Genomic DNA, 17,582 nt, shown 5'->3' with positions numbered 1-17,582 from the left:
GTGGGCGCCTGCGCGCTGCTCTCCCGCGACGCCGACGAATGGACGGTGCCGAGCGGCGTCGCCGATTCGAAGATGCTCACCGAAGTGAGGCGCGAATCGCTGCTGGAACCGTTGAAGGCATGGTCGGCCGTCTGGGCCGTGGGGGCGGTGAGCTCCAGGGAGGTCGACGAATGGGGCATCACGTATGCCCTGGGCGTCGCCGCCGTGCGCGCGCTCAACGAAATCGAGACGCTGGTCACGACCGGCGGGCACACCGACCTCGGACTGGGCGAGGCACCGACGGATTTCACCCCCGACTGGCATGACACCATCGCCGGCTTGGGCGGAGAGGAGCCCGACCTGCGCATCAACCATGCGAACCTGCGCGTCGCCGGCATCCTCGACGGACCCAACGACTACATCACGCCGGTCGTCAACTCGTTCGACGCGCCGCCGCTGCTCGAACCAATCGCCATGACCACCGTCGTCAAGGGCGACCGCAAGTGCGCGTCCGTCGCGGCCGCCGCCGTGATCTCGAAGGTCACGCGAGACCGCATGATGGCCGATCTGGCCGCCGCACATCCCGAATTCGAGGCGTACGCATGGGCGAGCAACAAGGGCTACGGCTCCGTGCCGCATCGCGCCGCCATCGCCGCGAACGGCGCGACCGAATACCACCGCAAGACCTGGCATCTGTTCTAGGTTCTACGCCCTGTTCAGGCCGCAGAGCGATTCGCGGTTCATGAATCGGATGGTCTGCGGCCTTCCCGCTCACGAATCGCGAGTTGGGCGGGCATCGGCCGAATCGTGGGATATGAGTGCATTCGCCGATTCGTGCCCTCGCCGTACCATGGCAACCATGACGACTGAGATTGCTTTCGACCGCGCCGCCACGCGCAACGACACCCTGAACACGCTGCTCATGCAGCTGATGAACGAATATTCGGTCAGCGACAGCGAAGGACCGCTCGCCGATGCCGTCGAACGGTTCCTGGACGACCTGCCCCACCTGACCGTGCACCGCCACGGCGACACGGTGGTCGCGTCCACCGACTTCGGCAAGCCCAAGCGCGTGCTGCTCGCCGGCCATATCGACACCGTGCCGGTGATCGACAACTTCCCCCCGAAATGGCTTGAACCCGGCGACCCGCTGATCCGCGCCGAAATCACCGGGAACAACGCCGGCGAGCGCGTGCTGTGGGGCCGCGGCGCCACCGACATGAAGCCGTCCGACGCCGTGATGCTCTATCTGGCCGCCACGCTCGACGACGCCTCCCGCACGAATTACGACCTGACGTACGTCTTCTACGACCACGAGGAGGTGGAGGCCAGCAAGAACGGCCTGCGCAAGGTCGTCGAAACTCATCCCGACTGGGTGAAGGGCGATTTCGCCATCATCGGCGAGCCGACCAGCTGCGGCATCGAGGGCGGATGCAACGGTACGATTCGGTTCGACGTCGTCTGCCATGGCGTCGCCGCACATTCGGCCCGTGCATGGATGGGCGAGAATGCGATCCACAAGGCGGCCGAGGTGCTGAATCGTCTGAACGCCTATGAGCCGCAGACGATCACGGTCGAAGGCCTCGACTACCGCGAGGGCCTGAACGCCACGCTCATCTCCGGCGGCAAGGGAACGAACGTCATTCCCGACGAATGCCGCGTCCACGTGAACTATCGTTTCGCCCCCGACAAGACGCTTGCCGAGGCGAAGGCGCTGATGATCGGTGCCGATGCGGGCGCCGAGCTCGGCAACGGCGAGCACACGGCCACCGGCGGTGTGTTCGAGGGCTTCGGCATCGAAATGAAGGACGAGTCGCCGGCCGCGCGCCCCGGCATGGACACGCCGCTCGCGCAGTCGCTGGCCGCGCTCGTGAAGGAGCGCACCGGCCGTGACCCGCAGGCGAAGATGGGCTGGACCGACGTGGCGCGCTTCTCGCAGCTCGGCGTGCCGGCCGTGAACCTCGGCGCCGGCGACGCGCTGCTCGCCCACAAGGCTGACGAGCAGATCCCCGAATCCCAGCTCACCGACCTCGCCGACATCCTGGTGGAGTGGCTGAGCCGTTAAGCAAACAGTCCGGTGGACTGTTTGCAGGCTCAGGGCGCGCGATTCATCGAGCGCGCCGTCGGGCTTGGCGGGTGCGAGGCCGGTTCCGTCAATCGGCTCCCCCCCAATATGAGGGGAGCCGTCGGCGAAGCCGACTGAGGGGAGTTTCCACGCGTCATTGCGTCGTTGCACACCCTCATCCCGACGGTGTGTCATACTTATAGACGGCGGTTCTGCATGCCGCCGATTGTGCGGGTGACGTTGATCCCCTTCCGTGGCGCATTGAACATGTGAAAGCGCCGGAAGCGCCGGTATCCGTCGCCGTCACCAAAGACTTTGTTGTAGTGCCTGAGCAGTTGCGTGTAGCGCGGCCGTAGTGAGAGTGCGGTGTTGACAAGCTGTGTCAGGGTGGAGAACCAGGGCGTGATGCAGCATGCCCCCAAGGAGCATTTGTGATAACCGAAAACAACGACGGCGTGGAAGCCGCCGCAGACAACAACGCCGTTATGCCCAATGGCGCCGAGGCCCAGGCCGTGGTGTCCGCGGAATCCGCAGGAACCGCCGCTCCGGCCGCCCCGTCCTCGTCTTCTTCCGTGGTCAGCTCGCCCGCCCCCTCGACGCGTCGCCGTCGCGGTGGCCGTCGTGTGGTGCGTGTGGCCGGCGCCGCCGGAGCCAAGCTGCCGGTCAAGGTGGAATCCGCGCCCGTGGCCGAATCCAACGTGGATGCCAACGCGTCGAAGCCGGCCGATGAACCTTCCCAGACTACTGCGGACAAGACCGGTGCCAAGGCCGCCTCCGAAAACGACGCCAGGCCGGCCGCCGGCAACGTCGAACGTCGTGAGCCGAAGCACGCCGCCAGGCACGCCAAGCCCGCGGCCGCAGCCAAGCATGACGCCGACGCCGATGACGACAACGCGAACGGCGACGCCTCCCGTCGCAAGCGCATCAAGGCGCTCGCCGACGAACTGTTCACCGACAAGGGCATCCGCTTCGAACGTCCGGCACGCCCGTCGCGTGCGCATGACGACGAGACGAACGACGACCGTGGCGACGCCCGCAATACCCGCAGCGCCCGCGATGATCGCGACGAGGCCCGCGAATCCGTGAAGGCGGCCATCCGCGGTCTGGCCAAGTCCGCCCACGGCCGTCGTCCCGGCGACGTGCCGCTGGAGTTCTCGTCCCCCGAGGCCGAGGAGAGCAAGCCGGCCGGCCGCGTGCGTCCGATGACGTCGCTGCTGTTCCAGGAACCGGTCCTGCCGGTCGCCCGTCCCGTCCCGGCCGCGCCGGTCCATGACGACGAATCCGATGACGACGATCATCCGAGCGAGGGCATGTCCCGTCGCCGTCGCCGTCGCCGCGGCGGCGATCGAGACCACGCCCGCATCGACGACGCCGAGCAGAGCCTCCGTTCCGACGACCGTGACTCCCACGACGACAAGCATGCCGACCGTGACGCCGACCGTTCCGGTCGCGACGTCGAATCCCGCGGTCGCGCCGACGCCGACCGCGAGGGAGACGGCGAGCATGACGAGTCCCGTCGCTCGCGCCGTTCCCGCCGTCTGAACGCGCAGGAGCGTCGCGCTGCCGCCGAGGTCGAGCAGATCGAGCAGGACCTCGAATACGACGACATCCACTATTCCCCGATCGACACCGATGCCGACGACAACGAGTCGGCCGGCGAGACCCGTTCTCGTCGCCGTCGCCGTCGCGGCCACGACGACGATGCGGAGACGCCTCGTTCCCGTCGCGAGCGCGAGCGTGAACGCGACCGCGATCGCGAGGAGGACGAGGACGACGGCACCGTGACCCGTCGCCGTCGCCGTCGCCGCGGCTCGAAGGGCGAGACGGAGCAGCAGGAGCCGCAGATCCGCCGCAGCCGCAAGCAGCAGTACATCGACGAGATCACCGACATCGAGGGCTCCACCCGCCTGGAGGCCAAGAAGCAGCGTCGTCGCGACAACCGCCGCGACCGCAGCCGTCAGTCCACGCTGCTCGAACAGGACTTCCTCGCCCGCCGTGAGAACGTCAACCGTCTCATGGTCGTGCGCGAGAAGGAGAAGCACACGCAGATCTCCGTGATCGAGGACTCCATCCTCGTGGAGCATTACGTCTCCGACATCCAGGAGGTCTCGACCGTCGGCAACATCTACCTCGGCCGCGTGCAGAACGTGCTGCCGAGCATGGAGGCCGCGTTCGTCGACATCGGCCAGCCGCGCAACGGCGTGCTGTACGCCGGCGAGGTCAACTGGGATACCACGCGTCTTGAAGGCCAGCCGCGCCGCATCGAGCTCGCGTTCCGCTCCGGCGACCCGGTGCTCGTGCAGGTGACGAAGGACCCGATCGGCCACAAGGGCGCCCGACTGACCTCGCAGGTCACGCTCGCCGGCCGCTTCCTCGTGCTCGTGCCCTCCGGCGGCATGACCGGCGTGAGCCGCAAGCTGCCCGAGCGCGAACGCACGCGCCTCAAGGGCATCGTCTCGAAGATCGCGCCGAGCGAGATGGGCGTGATTATCCGCACGGCCGCCGAAGGCGCCTCCAAGGAGGCCATCGAAAAGGACCTCGAGAACCTCACCAAGCAGTGGGAGCATGTGAAGGAGGCCGAGACCAAGGCCCGCAACTCCAAGCGCCCCAAGCTGCTGCAGGGCGAGCCCGACGTGGCGATTCGCGTGGTGCGCGACATCTTCAACGACGACTTCAACAAGCTCGTCGTCGAGGGCGACAAGGTCTACGAGCGCATCAGCGACTACCTCGAGTCGATGGCGCCCGACCTGCGCGACAAGCTCGAGAAGTGGAACCCCGAGGAGCACGGCGGTGCCGATGTGTTCGACCAGTGGCGCATCGACAGCCAGCTGCGCAAGGGCATGGAACGCAAGGTGTACCTGCCGTCCGGCGGCTCGCTCGTCATCGACCGCACCGAGGCCATGACCACCATCGACGTGAACACCGGCCGGTTCATCGGCAAGGGCAAGTCGCTCGAGGAGACCGTGACCCGATGCAATCTCGAGGCCTCCGAGGAGATCGCCCGCCAGCTGCGACTGCGCGACATCGGCGGCATGGTGATGATCGACTACGTCGACATGGTCATGCCCCAGAACCGCGACCTCGTGCTGCGCCGACTCGTCGAATGCCTGGCGCGCGACCGCACCAAGCACCAGGTGGCCGAGGTCACCTCGCTGGGCCTCGTGCAGATGACGCGCAAGCGCGTCGGCCAGGGCCTCGTGGAGGCGTTCTCCGAGGAATGCCCGACCTGCAAGGGCCGCGGCTTCATCCTGCACGACAAGCCGACCGTCTCCGCCTCGTATGACGACCCGTACGCCCTGAAGGGCGGCGATCCGTTCATCAAGACGAACAAGCACAACCACGGCACGGCGGCCCCTGCCGCCCCCAAGGAGGACCCGGCTCTGCCGAAGGGCTCCACGCCCGACGTCAAGGCCAAGCTCGCCAAGATCGCCGCGGCTGCGCAGCGAGGAGCGGAGGAAGAGCGAGGCTGAGGTTCGCTCTGAGAACGTCGGCGCAGCCGCCGTCGCGGGCCTTGGCGGCCCGCTCCCCTCACCTACGGGCAGTCCACTGGACTGCCCGCTTGACGGTTCGGCTGCGCAGCGAGGAGCCGAGGAGGAGCGAGGCTGAACGGGGCTGTCCGACAAAGCTCCCCTCATGATTGAGGGGAGCTGGCCGCCGAAGGCGGTCTGAGGGGAGTTGAACGCCGTCCCTCGGCGGCGCCGTATTCTTCGTCTTCGGCACCGCTCGTCGGCGGCTTTCCGCCGGAGGGGCCGACGGCACCAAAAATTCAAGTAAAATCCACGCCGGAGTTGCGAAAGTCCGGCGTGTTGTGTAAATTAGATTGTCGGTGTCTAGCCATGCCTGTGTGAGGGCAAAAATCGTGCTAGACGACAATTAGCTTTCAAAACAGGCAAGGTAGGGCTATGTACGCGATTGTGAAGGCCGGTGGCCATCAGGAAAAGGTCGAGGTCGGCGACGAGATCATCGTCAACCGTCTCGCAGCCAAGAAGGGCGAAACGGTGGAGTTCCCCGTCGCTCTGCTCGTCGACGGTTCCAACGTGACCGTCGCCGCCAAGGATCTGGCCAAGGTCACCGTCAAGGCTGAGGTTGTTGACGACGAGGCCAAGGGTCCGAAGATCAACATCCAGAAGTTCAAGAACAAGACTGGCGTTGCTCGTCGCAAGGGTCACCGTCAGCCCCAGACCGTGGTGAAGATCACCGCGATCGCCTGAAATATTTTAATATTTTAAAGGCTTAGGTTATCCCGAAAGGACAAGTCAAATGGCACATAAGAAGGGTGCGTCCAGCTCTCGCAACGGTCGCGATTCGAATCCTCAGTACCTTGGTGTGAAGAAGTTCGGCGGTGAAGCCGTCGTCGCCGGCAACATCATCGTTCGCCAGCGTGGCACCAACTTCCACGCCGGTCACAACGTCGGCCTGGGCAAGGACCACACGCTGTTCGCTCTTGCCGACGGCACCGTGAAGTTCGGTGTTCGCCGTGACCGCAAGGTCGTCGACGTCATCGCCGCCTGATTTCCGGCAGACGATTCGTCGAATTCTGACTTCCAGCCGCATCCCTTGGGATTCCATAATTCCACGGGGGCGGCTTTTTTATTACCGATTACCAACCGATTCATGACCAACGATTTTCGTTGATACCAGTAAGGTTTGAACCATGAGTGATTTTGTCGATCGCGTGACCGTACACGTGAAGGGCGGCGACGGCGGAAACGGCGCCGCGTCGATCCGCCGCGAGAAGTACAAGCCGCTCGCCGGCCCGGACGGCGGCGACGGCGGCGACGGCGGCTCGGTCATTTTCGTGGCCGACACCAACGCCACCAGCCTGCTCGACCTGCGATTCATGCCGCATCGCAGCGCCGACTCCGGCACGCAGGGCCTCGGCGACTACAAGGACGGCCGTCGCGGCGCCGACATGGTGCTGAAGGTGCCGGTCGGCACCATCGTGTTCACCGCGAAGGGCGCCGCCGGCGAGCAGAAGCGGCCGGGCGAGCCGCTGGCCGACCTGCGCCATCCCGGCGACCGCTTCGTCGCCGCGAAGGGCGGCGCCGGCGGTCTCGGCAACAAGGCGCTGGCCAACCGTGCCCGCCGCGCCCCCGGCTTCGCGCTGCTCGGCGAGCCGGGCGAGGAACGCGACCTTGTGCTCGAGCTCAAGTCCATCGCCGACGTGGCGCTCGTCGGCTTCCCGAGCGCCGGCAAGTCGTCGCTGATCGCCGCGATGAGCGCCGCCAAGCCGAAGATCGCCGACTACCCGTTCACCACGCTCGTGCCGAACCTCGGCGTCGTGATGGCCGGCGACGGCCGCTTCACCATCGCCGACGTGCCGGGCCTGATTCCCGGCGCGTCGCAGGGCAAGGGCCTCGGCCTCGAATTCCTGCGTCACATCGAACGCACCGAGGTCATCGCGCATGTGATCGACTGCGCCACGCTCGAACCCGACCGCGACCCCATCTCCGACTACAAGGCGCTGGAGAAGGAGCTGGCCATCTACGCCGACGAGCTCGACCTGCCGCTCGGCGCGATCCCGATCGCCGAACGCCCGCGCATCATCGTGCTCAACAAGGTCGACGTGCCCGAGGCCAAGGAGCTTGCCGAGTTCGTGCGTCCCGAATTCGAGGAGATGGGCCTGAGGACGTTCGTCGTCTCCACCGCCTCGCATGAGGGTCTGAAGGAGCTGTCGTTCGCGCTGATGGGCATCGTGAACGAGATGCGCGAGCGTGTGCAGGCGCAGGAGGCCGCCGAGGAGGACGAGCGCGTCGTCATCCGTCCGCTGGAGACGAAGAACCGTCGCCGTCGCCCGAACGAGATCGGCCTGGGCTTCGACTTCGACATCGAGCGCGAGCAGGACGCCGACGGCAACTTCTGGTTCACCGTCACCGGCGAGAAGCCCGAACGCTGGGTCGTGCAGACCAACTTCGACAACGAGGAGGCCGTGGGATACCTGGCCGACCGTCTGGCCAAGCTCGGCGTGGAGGATGCGCTGCGCACGAAGGGCGCTCGCCCCGGCGACGAGGTGCGCATCGGCCGTGGCGCCCGCGCCGTCTCGTTCGACTGGGATCCGACGATCGCCGCCGGCGCCGAGATGCTCGACGGCACGCCGCAGTCCAGCCGAGGCGAGGACCTGCGACTGCAGGAGGGCGCCGGCCATTCCCGCCGACGCACCAACTCGGAGCGCCGTCGCGAATACCACGAGTGGATGGACGCGAAGGCCGCCGTGCGCGCCGCCATGCAGGCGGAGCACGAGGCCGGCCACTGGTCCGACCCGACCGTGCTCGACGATCCCGAGGACCACACCAGCCTCATCGACCGCATCGGCGAGAACAAGGACGCCGACGGGGACGAGGACTGAGTCCGTGTGATTCCGTAACCTTGGCCGGAGTATTCTCATTCTCATGGGAGTCTCCGGCCAATCGCATACCTGAGACAGCGCGTATTGCATGTCGTGGTGGTGAGCGCCGGTGTCGATGACGTTTTGATAAGAAGGCAGCATGTCCACGCAGTCACAGAGTGAAGTCCGCCGGTCCATCGCCGAGGCGCGCACCATCGTCGTCAAGGTGGGATCGAGCTCGCTGACGTCCAGTTCCGGCCACCTCGACCCCGAACGGCTGTTCAACCTCGTCTCGGCCCTCGCGCAGACCGTGCGCATGGACGCGCGCATCGTGCTCGTCTCCTCCGGCGCCATCGCAGCCGGATTCGGACCGCTCGGCTTCGACTCGCGCCCGACCGACGTGGCCACGCAGCAGGCCGCCGCATCCGTGGGCCAGGGACTGCTCATGAGCCAGTACGAGGCGGCGTTCGCCCGCTACGGGCTCAAGGTCGGGCAGATTCTCATCACCGCGCGCGACACCATCCAGGCCACGCAGTACCGCAACGTGCAGCGCACGCTGAACCGGCTGCTTGACCTCGGCGTCGTGCCCATCGTCAACGAGAACGACGCGCTGGCCAGCAACGAGATTCGATTCGGCGACAACGACCGGCTTTCCGCGCTCGTGGCGAACATCGTGCGCGCCGACGCGCTGATACTCCTCACCGACGTGGACGGCCTCTACACCGCACCGCCCAAGGAACCGGACGCGAAGCAGATTCCCTATGTGCCGAACGTGCTCGATACGCTCGACAACGTGCGCATCGGCGGCACCGGATCGGGCGTCGGCACCGGCGGAATGGTCACCAAGCTGGAGGCGGCGCGCGTGGCCGCGGTATCCGGCATCCCCTCCGTGCTCACCAAGGCGACGAACGCCGGTCCGGCGCTGATGGGCGACCGCGTCGGCACCGTGTTCGCGCCCATCAAGCGCCGCGGCACCTCGCGTCGGCTGTGGATCGGATTCGCGGCCGACCCGCGCGGCACGCTCATCGCCGACGCCGGCGCGGCCAAGGCCATACGCGGCGGGCACGCCTCGCTGCTCTCGGCAGGCGTGGTCGGCGTGACCGGCGAATTCTCCGCCGGCGACCCCGTGCTCATCGTCGACGAGCAGGGCAACAAGCTGGCCAGGGGGCTCTCCGGATTCGACTCCGAGGAGATCCCCGCCACACTCGGCCGCACCAGCGCCCAGCTGCGCAAGCTGCTCGGCAGCGAATACGCCCATCCGCTGGTGCATCGCGACGATCTCGTGCTGCTGTAGAGGATGGGGCCGAAGCGGATCGGCTCTGAAGAGGAGCTGACGGTCCTGCAAAAATGCCAAATGTAGGGACGACATCCTACATGCGGTATCGTGTTCTCGGCTTATCGGGGAGCCTTCCCCGACGATGGCTCCATTGATTGACGTTGATTCAACGAATGTAGAGAGCATAGAGAACACATCATGAGCGGCATGACACATACCGACATCACCGATACCGTCAACGGCAGCGACGGTGAACGCACCGACATCGCGCATGGCAACGCGGATTCCCGAACCGCCGCCGCCTCGACGGCCGACTCCGCCCGCGCCTGCACCACGCTGGGACTGGCGGCCGGACTCGGCTCGTTCCTCGGCGCCGGCACCATCCTCGCGCTGAGCTCCACGCTCGCATTGTGGCGCACCGGACTGGGCCTGAACGCCGCGCAGGTCGGCGCCGTCTCCGCGGTGCTCACGTTCGCCTTTGCCGCCGGTTCGTTCTGCGGCGGCTTCGTGGCCCAGCGCTTCGGCCTCGTCCGGCTGTTCAACATCAACGCGTTCCTGTGCGCGGCGGCGTTGGCCGCCTGCACGCTCGCGCCGAGCTTCATCGTATTGGCCGTCGGTATCGGCGTGGCCGCGCTCGCCGTGGGCATGGACCTGCCGGTCTCCATCAGCGTGATCACGCATGACGTGCCCGACGAGACGCTGAAGGGCCATCTCGTCAGCCGTACGCAGGTGCTGTGGTCGGCCGGCATCCTCGGCCCGTACGTGCTGGCGCTGATCGTGGCGCCGGCCGGCTTCCTCGGCGCGCGCATGGTGTTCGGCATCATCACCGCGGTCGCGCTGTTCACCGCCGTCTGGCGCGTGGCCGACCCGCGTATCGCACGACTCCATCGCGAGGCGGCGGAACGCGAGGCCGCCGCCGGCGCCGCCTCGAATACGGTCGCGGATCCGTCGTCCGTGACCGCCCGGCCCATGGGCATGGCCGAGGTCCTGCGCTCCATCGACGCACGCACCGGCCGCCGATACGCGCTGCTGTTCGCCGTGCTCGCGCTGTTCTACGTGATGTGGAATCTCATGGCCAACACCATCAACCAGTTCCAGACGTATCTGCTGGTCTCGCAGCACGCCAGCCAGATGCAGGCCGTGTTCATCGGCATCGTCTCCGCCGTCCTGTGCGTGCTCGGCGGCATACTGTACGGCCGTGTGCCCGCCTCCGGCCCGTGGCGCGCCCGCATGTTCTGGCTCGGCGCCGCCGCCCAGGTGGCGGCCATGGCCATCATGGCGGCCGGCGGCACCATGTGGTCCACCGCCGTCGCCGTGGTGCTGTTCCAGTTCTTCGGCAACTTCGCCGGCGAGATGAACGCCAAGGTATGGACGCAGGAGACGTTCCCCGTGGCCGTCTCCGCCGAGGCACAGAGCCTGATCCTCGGCATCGGGCGCATCCCCTGCGCGTTCGCCTCGCTCGTGCTGCCATCGCTGCTCGTGCCCGGCGTCATCGACGTGGCCCTGTGGGCGTTCGTCGCTGTCGCCGCGCTCGCCGGCCTGTTCGGCGGGCTTGTCGTGCGTCTCACCACGGTCCGCAACACGGCGGCCTTGGCGATTGCGTAGCATAGGGCGATCGCGTAGCATAAAGCCTCACAACTCGGGCTTTCATGGTTTACACCCTGAAGGTACGAAGTTGTGAGGCCTTTGTTTTCAGAATCGAATATCTGCACGATTCCCGGCGACAATACGAAGTGGGGGCAACGGCGAAACACCGTTGCCCCCACTTACATGTTCAGTTGATGGCGCGTAATGCGAGCGCGATTCATCGAGCGCGAAGCTCCAGAAGGCATACAAAAGGTACGTCGAGTCCTCCGCAACGACGAAGCTGCGCCTCACGTTCTCAGGTGATTTGCAATGATGCGTGCGGCTTCAAGGCGTGGGAGACGAAGGCGTACGAAGGTACGTCGAGTCTCCCACAACGACGAAGACGCTCCATCATTGCAGATCACAGTACGGAGCGGGTGTCCTCCTCGTAGTTATTCCGTCCCTGTCCGGTGGCCGCGGTGGTGCCGCCGTCGACGGGGACGACGAGGCCGGTGAGGTAGGAGGCGCCGGGGGAGGCGAGGAACAGCGCGAGGTCGGCGCAGTCCTCGGGGCGGCCGGTGCGGCCGAGGGCGACGCGTTCGATGTACGGCTTGAGGCGCTCGGGGTCGGTCCACACCTCCTTGTTGATGTCGGTTTCGATGAAGGCGGGGGCGAAGGCGTTGATGCGCACGCCGTACTGGCCATAGTCGAGGGCGACGCAGCGGACGAAGCCGTTCATGGCGTGCTTGGTGGAGTTGTAGGCGGTCTGGCCCCAATCGCCGAACAGGCCGGAGACGGAGGTGTCGACGACGATGTTGCCCTTGGTCTCCTTGAGGTAGGGGAGGGCTTCCTTGGTGAGGTAGAAGAGGCCGTCCATGTTGACGGAGAAGAGCTTGTGCCATACTTCGTCGGAGACGTTCTCGATCTCGCCGCCTTCGAAGATGCCGGCGTTGGAGACGACGACGTCGAGGTGGCCGAATTCCTTGACGACGTCCTGCACGAGGTCGTGCACCTGTTCGTGGCTGGAGACGTCGGTGATGTGGGTGTGGCCGTTTTCGTAGCCGGCGACGGTTTCGTCGAGCGGGGCCTGGCGCAGGCCGACCGCCACGACGGTGGCGCCGTTGTCGAGGAATCCGCGGGTGATGGCGCGTCCGATGCCGGTGCCGCCTCCGGTGACGATGACGACCTTGCCGTTGAAGTCGTAAGTGTTTGCGGTCATGTTGTGCATCTCCTATGATTGCCGAAATTCTGGTTGGGATTCGTTGAGCGTTCGACAACGGTGTCAACGTATTCAAGCATCAGTATAGGTAAAATGGACATTCATCCCTATATGTGAAACTTGCTGTTTTTGCCATCACCATGCGTATTGATGACCACCACAAAACCCGGCGTCCCGCTGCGGCCTACGCCGGCAGGAACGCGCTGAGCGCCGCCATGACGATCAGCGATATCACCGCCGAGACCGTCAGCGAGAAGCCGGCGAGCTTGGCCTTGCCGAGCGTCATGTCGGTGAACTTCGTGGCGAAGATGGCGATGGGGGCGAACATGCAGATCACGGCAATCTTGCGGGCGAACGGGGATATGGGAAGCAGGTACCATGCCGCCAGCGACCCGACGACGGCGATGACGAAACGCCATGCCAGCACCTTGAGCATCTCCCGGCGGTCGTCCGAAAGCTCGGGGACGTCCATCATCATGCCGACCATCGCCATGGAGCAGAAGGCGTTGGCATTCGACAGCGGTTCGATGACGGTGACGACCTCCTTGGGGATCGCGATGCCGGCGAACAGCAGCACGACCATCACCACATAGGTGTCGAACGCCGCCGACGTGTAGAAGTTCCGCGCCGCCGAACGCAGCTTTTGCCCGACGGTCTGCCGATGCCCACCGTCCGAATCGAGATGCAGCAGCGCGTTGGTGAAGACCAGCGAGCCGGCCGAGCACATGATGGCGTTGCCCATGTCGAACATGACGACGGGGACTCCGGCGGCGGGCCCCATGAAGGTCGTCACCACCGGAAGCGTGAAGTTGCCGATGTTGAACGTCGTGGCGTTGAGCATCTCGAACGTGCGGTGCTCGACGCTTTCGCGCCGCGTGGCGAAATAGATGACGAACAGGGGGATGAACGCGCCGAGGAAGCCAAGCAGCACGATCCAGAGCATGCTCATGTCGTGCCTGTTCAGCGCGAACGAATGGATGACGGCCGCGGGCAGCGTGACGTTGAACACGAAGACCTGCAGGATCTTGTAGTCGCGCTCCTTGAACATGCCGGCGCGCTTGAATGCATAGGCGCCGACGATGATGAGCAGCAGCGAGCCGGTTTTCAATATGAGTTCCATGGAATCCCCCTATCCATCATGACCAGCATAGGGCGGCCGGTTGCCCGTCCCATACGGGAAGGCTCCCGTCCCCGCCATGAGACGGGAACGGGAGCCTTCGGACGCCGATGGCATCGGACGGTCGCCGCCGCGGATCAGAACTTGTAGTACTTCTTGGCGTTGTCGACGAACAGCTTGTTCTGCTCGTCCTGGCTGAGGTCCTCGGTGGAGCGGATGAACGCGCCGATGGTGTCGACGTAGGAGCCGTGCAGCTTGTCGACGGGGAAGTTCGAGGCGAACATGCACTTGTCGATGCCGAAGGCGTCGAGCAGGGTGAAGATGGCCGGCTTGAAGCTCTCGATGGTCCAGTAGTGGTCGGTGGACGCCAGGCCGGAGATCTTCATGGTCACGTTGTCGCGCTTGCCGAGCTCGTAGATGCCGTTCTTCCACAGCTGGAATCCGGCGAGGTTGCGGTCGGCCCACATGCCGGAGTGGTTGACGATGAACATGATGTCGGGGTTGGAGTCGATGACCTGCAGGGCGCGGCGGTACTGCGTGGGGTAGAGCTGGAGGTCGAACGCCAGGCCGTGCTTGGCGAGCACGCGCAGGCCGGCCAGCCAGTTCGGGTCGTCCATGTACTCCTTGTTCACGTAGTTGTACAGCGGGTCCACGTGGGTGTTGATGATCTGGCGGATGGCGTGGACGTTGTCGGACGCGGCCTTCTCCTTCTCGACGATCTCCTCGAAGTCGGGGGAGGAGAGGTCGCCGCCGCCGACGATGGAGATCGGCAGGCCGTCCTCCTCGCTCATGCGCTGCACGGCGGCCACCTCGGCCACGGGGTCGTCGGCGTTCATCTGCACGTGCACGGCGCCGATGACCTTGATGTTGGAGCCCTCGGCCTCGGCGACGAGGTCGCGCGGATGGTAGGCGTGGATGATCGGCGTCCAGTCGCCCTCGAACGTGATGCCCTTCTTCGCCGGGTCGAACCACGAGAACAGGTCGGGCTGGATGATGTGCACGTGGGCGTCGATGATGGTGCGCGTCTTGCGGGCGTTCTCCTCCGACTGCGGCACGATGGTGTAGAGGCGGCTGGGGGCGGTGCCGGTGTATTCCTCGTTGAGGGTCATGGCGATTCTCCTTTGAATTCTGCTGAATCCTTACGGTGTTGGATGGTTTGCCGCGCCGATGGATGTCGGTTCATCGACTCGTATGTGCTGTGTGATGTCTCTGGTTGGAATCGTGCCGGCCCTGGTTGACATCGGAGCGGGCCGGCGCGACGGATGGCTGGTGTCGGGCGTTTGCCGTTGCGGATGAGGCGTTACTTCGCGGCCGCGGCGGCGGGCCTGCCGTCGGTCGTCGACGTCTTCGCGGGTGTCTTCGCGACGGCCTTGTCGTCATCGTTCTCGTCCTGTACGCCGCTCAATGCGGTCAGCACGATGGAGGCGCTCACGATGAGCAGGCCGATGACCTCGAGCAGGGTCGGGAACTGTCCGAAGAACAGGCCGATGATGAGGGAGATCACGGGGTAGAGCGCCTGCAGCACGGAGAACACGTTCGGCGCGATGGTCTTGAGCATGACCTGGTCGAGCACGGCGGCGATCACCGATGCGAGGATCGTGAACTGGATGATGCGCCACACGCTGTTGCCGGGGTCGATGGCCATCTGCTTGACGGCGGACGGGCCGACGAACGGGGCGAGCACGAGCGCGGCGAGCGTGATGGCCAGCGACAGGGCGTCAAGGGCGCCGTTGTGGGCCATCTTGTTGCCGAAGAAGATGTAGCCGGCCCAGGCGAGGGCGGCGACGAAGGAGGCGACCAGGCCGATGACGATGGTGTCGGACTTGTTGCCGGAGAGCGACAGGCCGGCGAGCATGGCCACGCCGATGGCCGCCACGACGATGGCGGAGCGCTGCTTCCAGTTCTTGCCGGTGATGGCGCCGATGGCCACCGGGCCGAGGAACTGGATCGGGACGGCGATGCCCATCGCGAGGTTGTCGACGCTGATGTTGTAGGAGGTGTACATGGTGCCGATGGAGACCGCGAACAGCGCGAGCCAGATGATCTGCTCCTTCGTCCACTTCTTCTTCCACGGCTGGCGCCACAGCAGCAATACGATGGCGGTGATGCTCAGGCGGACCCATGCCACCTGCACGCCGCCGACGGTGTCGAACGCCGGGGTGAGGAATCCGGTGCCGACGTAGTTGCAGGAACCCGCGATGACCACCAGGATGATGGCGAAGAGCAGAGGGTTCTTGGACCGTAGCCTCTCCCAGATGGATGGCTGCTTTGCGACTGGAGCTTCCATTGATGATCTCCTTTGACTTCGGCTTCGTTGCCTGGACCTGTCGTATGTTGACCTGTCCGGTGTCGCCTCCCAACGCCTACAACGTTGCAAACATTGGGTTTTCGTAAGTTTTCGGTTGTCTTCTCGTTGTTGCCGTTGTTTGCACAATGGCTGACGAGACCCACTATATGGCGTATGGAAGGGCGTGCCGATATGTGGGATTTCCAATCGTTGTACATCGGTAAATGTCGGTGCCGCGTCCCTATATTTGGTACGCCTGTTCAAGGCGTCTATATTCGGTAACTGAGATCGCCGAGGTCACCACGACAACCGTTCGACAACAACGTCGACGGACGCGAAGACGCGTGACGGTCAGACATAACACTCCAAACCACGGAGGGAGCAACAATGGCACTAGCACCAGCATTGAAGCTGCCCACGATCACGCACATCCGTGCGTACAGCATGGGCGGCGCCGCAGCCAAGATTCACGGTCAGGGCGGCGGCGACTACCACGATCAGGGCAAGGACCACTGGATCGACAACCATATCGCGACGCCGATGTCCAAGTACAAGGAGTACGAGCAGTCCCGCCAGTCCTTCGGCCTGAACGTGCTCGGCACGCTGGTCGTTGAAGTCGAGGCCTCCGACGGCACCACCGGTTTCGCCATCTCCACCGCCGGAACCATCGGCTGCTTCATCGTCGAGCATCATCTGTCCCGCTTCGTCGAGGGCAAGCGCGTCGACCAGATCAAGCTGATCCACGACCAGATGCTCAACTCCACCCTGTTCTACTCCGGTGGTGGCGGCGTGGTCATCAACACCATCTCCGCCGTCGACCTGGCGCTGTGGGACCTCTACGGCAAGGTCGTCAAGCTCCCCGTCTACAAGCTGCTCGGCGGCGCCGTGCGCGACGAGATCCACTTCTACGCCACCGGCGCCCGTCCGGACCTGGCGCAGAAGATGGGCTTCATCGGCGGCAAGCTGCCGACCCACTGGAGCTCCGCATTCGGCGACGAGGGCATCGAGAAGGATATCGCCACCCTCGCCGACATGCGTGAACGCGTCGGCGACAAGTTCTGGCTGATGTTCGACTGCTGGATGAGCCAGGACGTCAACTACGCCACCAAGCTCGCCCACGCGGCCGCCCCCTACAAGCTCAAGTGGATGGAGGAGTGCTTCCCGCCGAACCAGATCGAGTCCTACCGCGAGCTCAAGAAGAACATGCCGAAGGGCATGCTCATGACCACCGGCGAGCATACCGGCACCCTCGAGGGCTTCAAGGAGCTCTCCGACGCCGGCGTCGACATCCTCCAGCCCGATGTCGGCTGGTGCGGCGGTGTGACCTCGCTGTGCGAGATCGCCGCTATCGCCAAGTCCCGTGGCCAGCTCGTGGTGCCCCACGGTTCCTCCGTCTACTCGCACCACGCCGTGATCACCTTCACCAACACGCCGTTCAGCGAGATGCTGATGACCGCGCCGAAGGCCGATCATGTCCGCCCGCAGTTCGACCCGGTCCTGCTCGACGAGCCGGTTCCGCACGACGGCATCATCACCGCCGAGGAACTCGACAAGCCCGGCTTCGGCGTCGAGCTCAACCGCAGCTGCCCGCTCGAGCGTCCGTTCGAGCACTGATCGGCCGCCCGGCCGAATCAATCGGCCGGGCCGATCGCCGGCGCATGTGAGCACATGCTGCATATAACCGAACACGCATAATTCAATACCGATACCAACCAGGCGACCGAACGGCGGGAATCCTCCCGTCCGGC

General features: G+C 65.2%; 13 protein-coding genes. 9 read left to right on the top strand and 4 right to left on the bottom strand.

All coding sequences use genetic code 11. From position 1 onward, the window contains the following. The 8 genes from GFD18_RS03115 to GFD18_RS03080 form a co-directional block, all read left to right on the top strand. Positions 1-681, top strand: a 681-nt coding sequence (locus GFD18_RS03115) for a ribonuclease HII (RefSeq protein ID WP_163228255.1), incomplete at its 5' end; no start/stop codon positions are given. A gap of 157 nt (positions 682-838) precedes the next feature. Next, a complete protein-coding gene (dapE, locus tag GFD18_RS03110) occupies positions 839-2,044 on the top strand; it encodes a succinyl-diaminopimelate desuccinylase (RefSeq protein WP_163199905.1) in 1,206 nt (401 codons plus the stop codon). Between the two features lie 431 nt (positions 2,045-2,475). Continuing rightward, a complete protein-coding gene (locus GFD18_RS03105; RefSeq protein ID WP_449727614.1) occupies positions 2,476-5,514 on the top strand; it encodes an Rne/Rng family ribonuclease in 3,039 nt (1,012 codons plus the stop codon). A gap of 432 nt (positions 5,515-5,946) precedes the next feature. Then, positions 5,947-6,255 carry a 50S ribosomal protein L21 gene (rplU, locus tag GFD18_RS03100; RefSeq protein ID WP_100510584.1) on the top strand — a complete coding sequence of 103 codons (309 nt, stop codon included), beginning with the start codon at positions 5,947-5,949 and terminating at the stop codon, positions 6,253-6,255. A gap of 49 nt (positions 6,256-6,304) precedes the next feature. Further along, positions 6,305-6,556, top strand: coding sequence for a 50S ribosomal protein L27 (gene rpmA / locus GFD18_RS03095; protein WP_100510585.1), 252 nt, complete (start codon positions 6,305-6,307; stop codon positions 6,554-6,556). Between the two features lie 142 nt (positions 6,557-6,698). After that, positions 6,699-8,390, top strand: a complete 1,692-nt coding sequence (gene obgE, locus GFD18_RS03090; RefSeq protein WP_163199906.1) for a GTPase ObgE — start codon at positions 6,699-6,701, stop codon at positions 8,388-8,390. Between the two features lie 139 nt (positions 8,391-8,529). Then, positions 8,530-9,663, top strand: a complete 1,134-nt coding sequence (gene proB, locus GFD18_RS03085; protein WP_163199907.1) for a glutamate 5-kinase — start codon at positions 8,530-8,532, stop codon at positions 9,661-9,663. A 180-nt stretch (positions 9,664-9,843) separates the two neighbouring features. Then, on the top strand, positions 9,844-11,250 hold the full coding sequence (locus tag GFD18_RS03080) for an MFS transporter (RefSeq protein WP_163199908.1): 1,407 nt from the start codon (positions 9,844-9,846) through the stop codon (positions 11,248-11,250). Between the two features lie 382 nt (positions 11,251-11,632). On the opposite strand, the gene GFD18_RS03075 is transcribed toward GFD18_RS03080, so the two are convergent. The 4 genes from GFD18_RS03075 to GFD18_RS03060 all read right to left on the bottom strand — a co-directional run bounded on the left by GFD18_RS03075 (position 11,633) and on the right by GFD18_RS03060 (position 15,834). Continuing rightward, positions 11,633-12,430: an SDR family NAD(P)-dependent oxidoreductase gene (locus GFD18_RS03075; protein WP_163199909.1), complete on the bottom strand. Its 798-nt coding sequence runs from the start codon at positions 12,428-12,430 to the stop codon at positions 11,633-11,635. 184 nt (positions 12,431-12,614) lie between these two features. After that, positions 12,615-13,550, bottom strand: coding sequence for an AEC family transporter (locus GFD18_RS03070; RefSeq protein WP_163199910.1), 936 nt, complete (start codon positions 13,548-13,550; stop codon positions 12,615-12,617). Between the two features lie 134 nt (positions 13,551-13,684). Further along, the gene (locus tag GFD18_RS03065; RefSeq protein WP_100510591.1) at positions 13,685-14,656 is read right to left on the bottom strand and encodes an amidohydrolase family protein; all 972 of its coding nucleotides are present in this window, start codon (positions 14,654-14,656) and stop codon (positions 13,685-13,687) included. Between the two features lie 191 nt (positions 14,657-14,847). Next, the gene (locus tag GFD18_RS03060; protein ID WP_163199911.1) at positions 14,848-15,834 is read right to left on the bottom strand and encodes an EamA family transporter; all 987 of its coding nucleotides are present in this window, start codon (positions 15,832-15,834) and stop codon (positions 14,848-14,850) included. A 387-nt stretch (positions 15,835-16,221) separates the two neighbouring features. Here GFD18_RS03060 and rhmD point away from each other — a divergent pair, with 387 nt between their 5' ends. Next, positions 16,222-17,448, top strand: coding sequence for an L-rhamnonate dehydratase (gene rhmD, locus GFD18_RS03055; protein ID WP_204313988.1), 1,227 nt, complete (start codon positions 16,222-16,224; stop codon positions 17,446-17,448). Positions 17,449-17,582: the final 134 nt, after the last annotated feature.

Origin of the sequence: Bifidobacterium saimiriisciurei, assembly GCF_010667655.1 — a bacterium.
In the GTDB taxonomy this organism is placed as follows: Bacteria; Actinomycetota; Actinomycetes; order Actinomycetales; family Bifidobacteriaceae; genus Galliscardovia; species Galliscardovia saimiriisciurei.
This window is presented reverse-complemented; position numbering and strand designations above follow the sequence as displayed.

What these genes read in the sequence shown, in the direction of transcription:
- dapE (WP_163199905.1), top strand. Translation starts at nt 839, where the DNA reads ATGACGACTGAGATTGCTTTCGACCGCGCCGCCACGCGCAACGACACC.
- rplU (WP_100510584.1), top strand. Translation starts at nt 5,947, where the DNA reads ATGTACGCGATTGTGAAGGCCGGTGGCCATCAGGAAAAGGTCGAGGTC.
- rpmA (WP_100510585.1), top strand. Translation starts at nt 6,305, where the DNA reads ATGGCACATAAGAAGGGTGCGTCCAGCTCTCGCAACGGTCGCGATTCG.
- obgE (WP_163199906.1), top strand. Translation starts at nt 6,699, where the DNA reads ATGAGTGATTTTGTCGATCGCGTGACCGTACACGTGAAGGGCGGCGAC.
- proB (WP_163199907.1), top strand. Translation starts at nt 8,530, where the DNA reads ATGTCCACGCAGTCACAGAGTGAAGTCCGCCGGTCCATCGCCGAGGCG.
- GFD18_RS03080 (WP_163199908.1), top strand. Translation starts at nt 9,844, where the DNA reads ATGAGCGGCATGACACATACCGACATCACCGATACCGTCAACGGCAGC.
- GFD18_RS03075 (WP_163199909.1), bottom strand. Translation starts at nt 12,430, where the DNA reads ATGACCGCAAACACTTACGACTTCAACGGCAAGGTCGTCATCGTCACC.
- GFD18_RS03070 (WP_163199910.1), bottom strand. Translation starts at nt 13,550, where the DNA reads ATGGAACTCATATTGAAAACCGGCTCGCTGCTGCTCATCATCGTCGGC.
- GFD18_RS03065 (WP_100510591.1), bottom strand. Translation starts at nt 14,656, where the DNA reads ATGACCCTCAACGAGGAATACACCGGCACCGCCCCCAGCCGCCTCTAC.
- GFD18_RS03060 (WP_163199911.1), bottom strand. Translation starts at nt 15,834, where the DNA reads ATGGAAGCTCCAGTCGCAAAGCAGCCATCCATCTGGGAGAGGCTACGG.
- rhmD (WP_204313988.1), top strand. Translation starts at nt 16,222, where the DNA reads ATGGCACTAGCACCAGCATTGAAGCTGCCCACGATCACGCACATCCGT.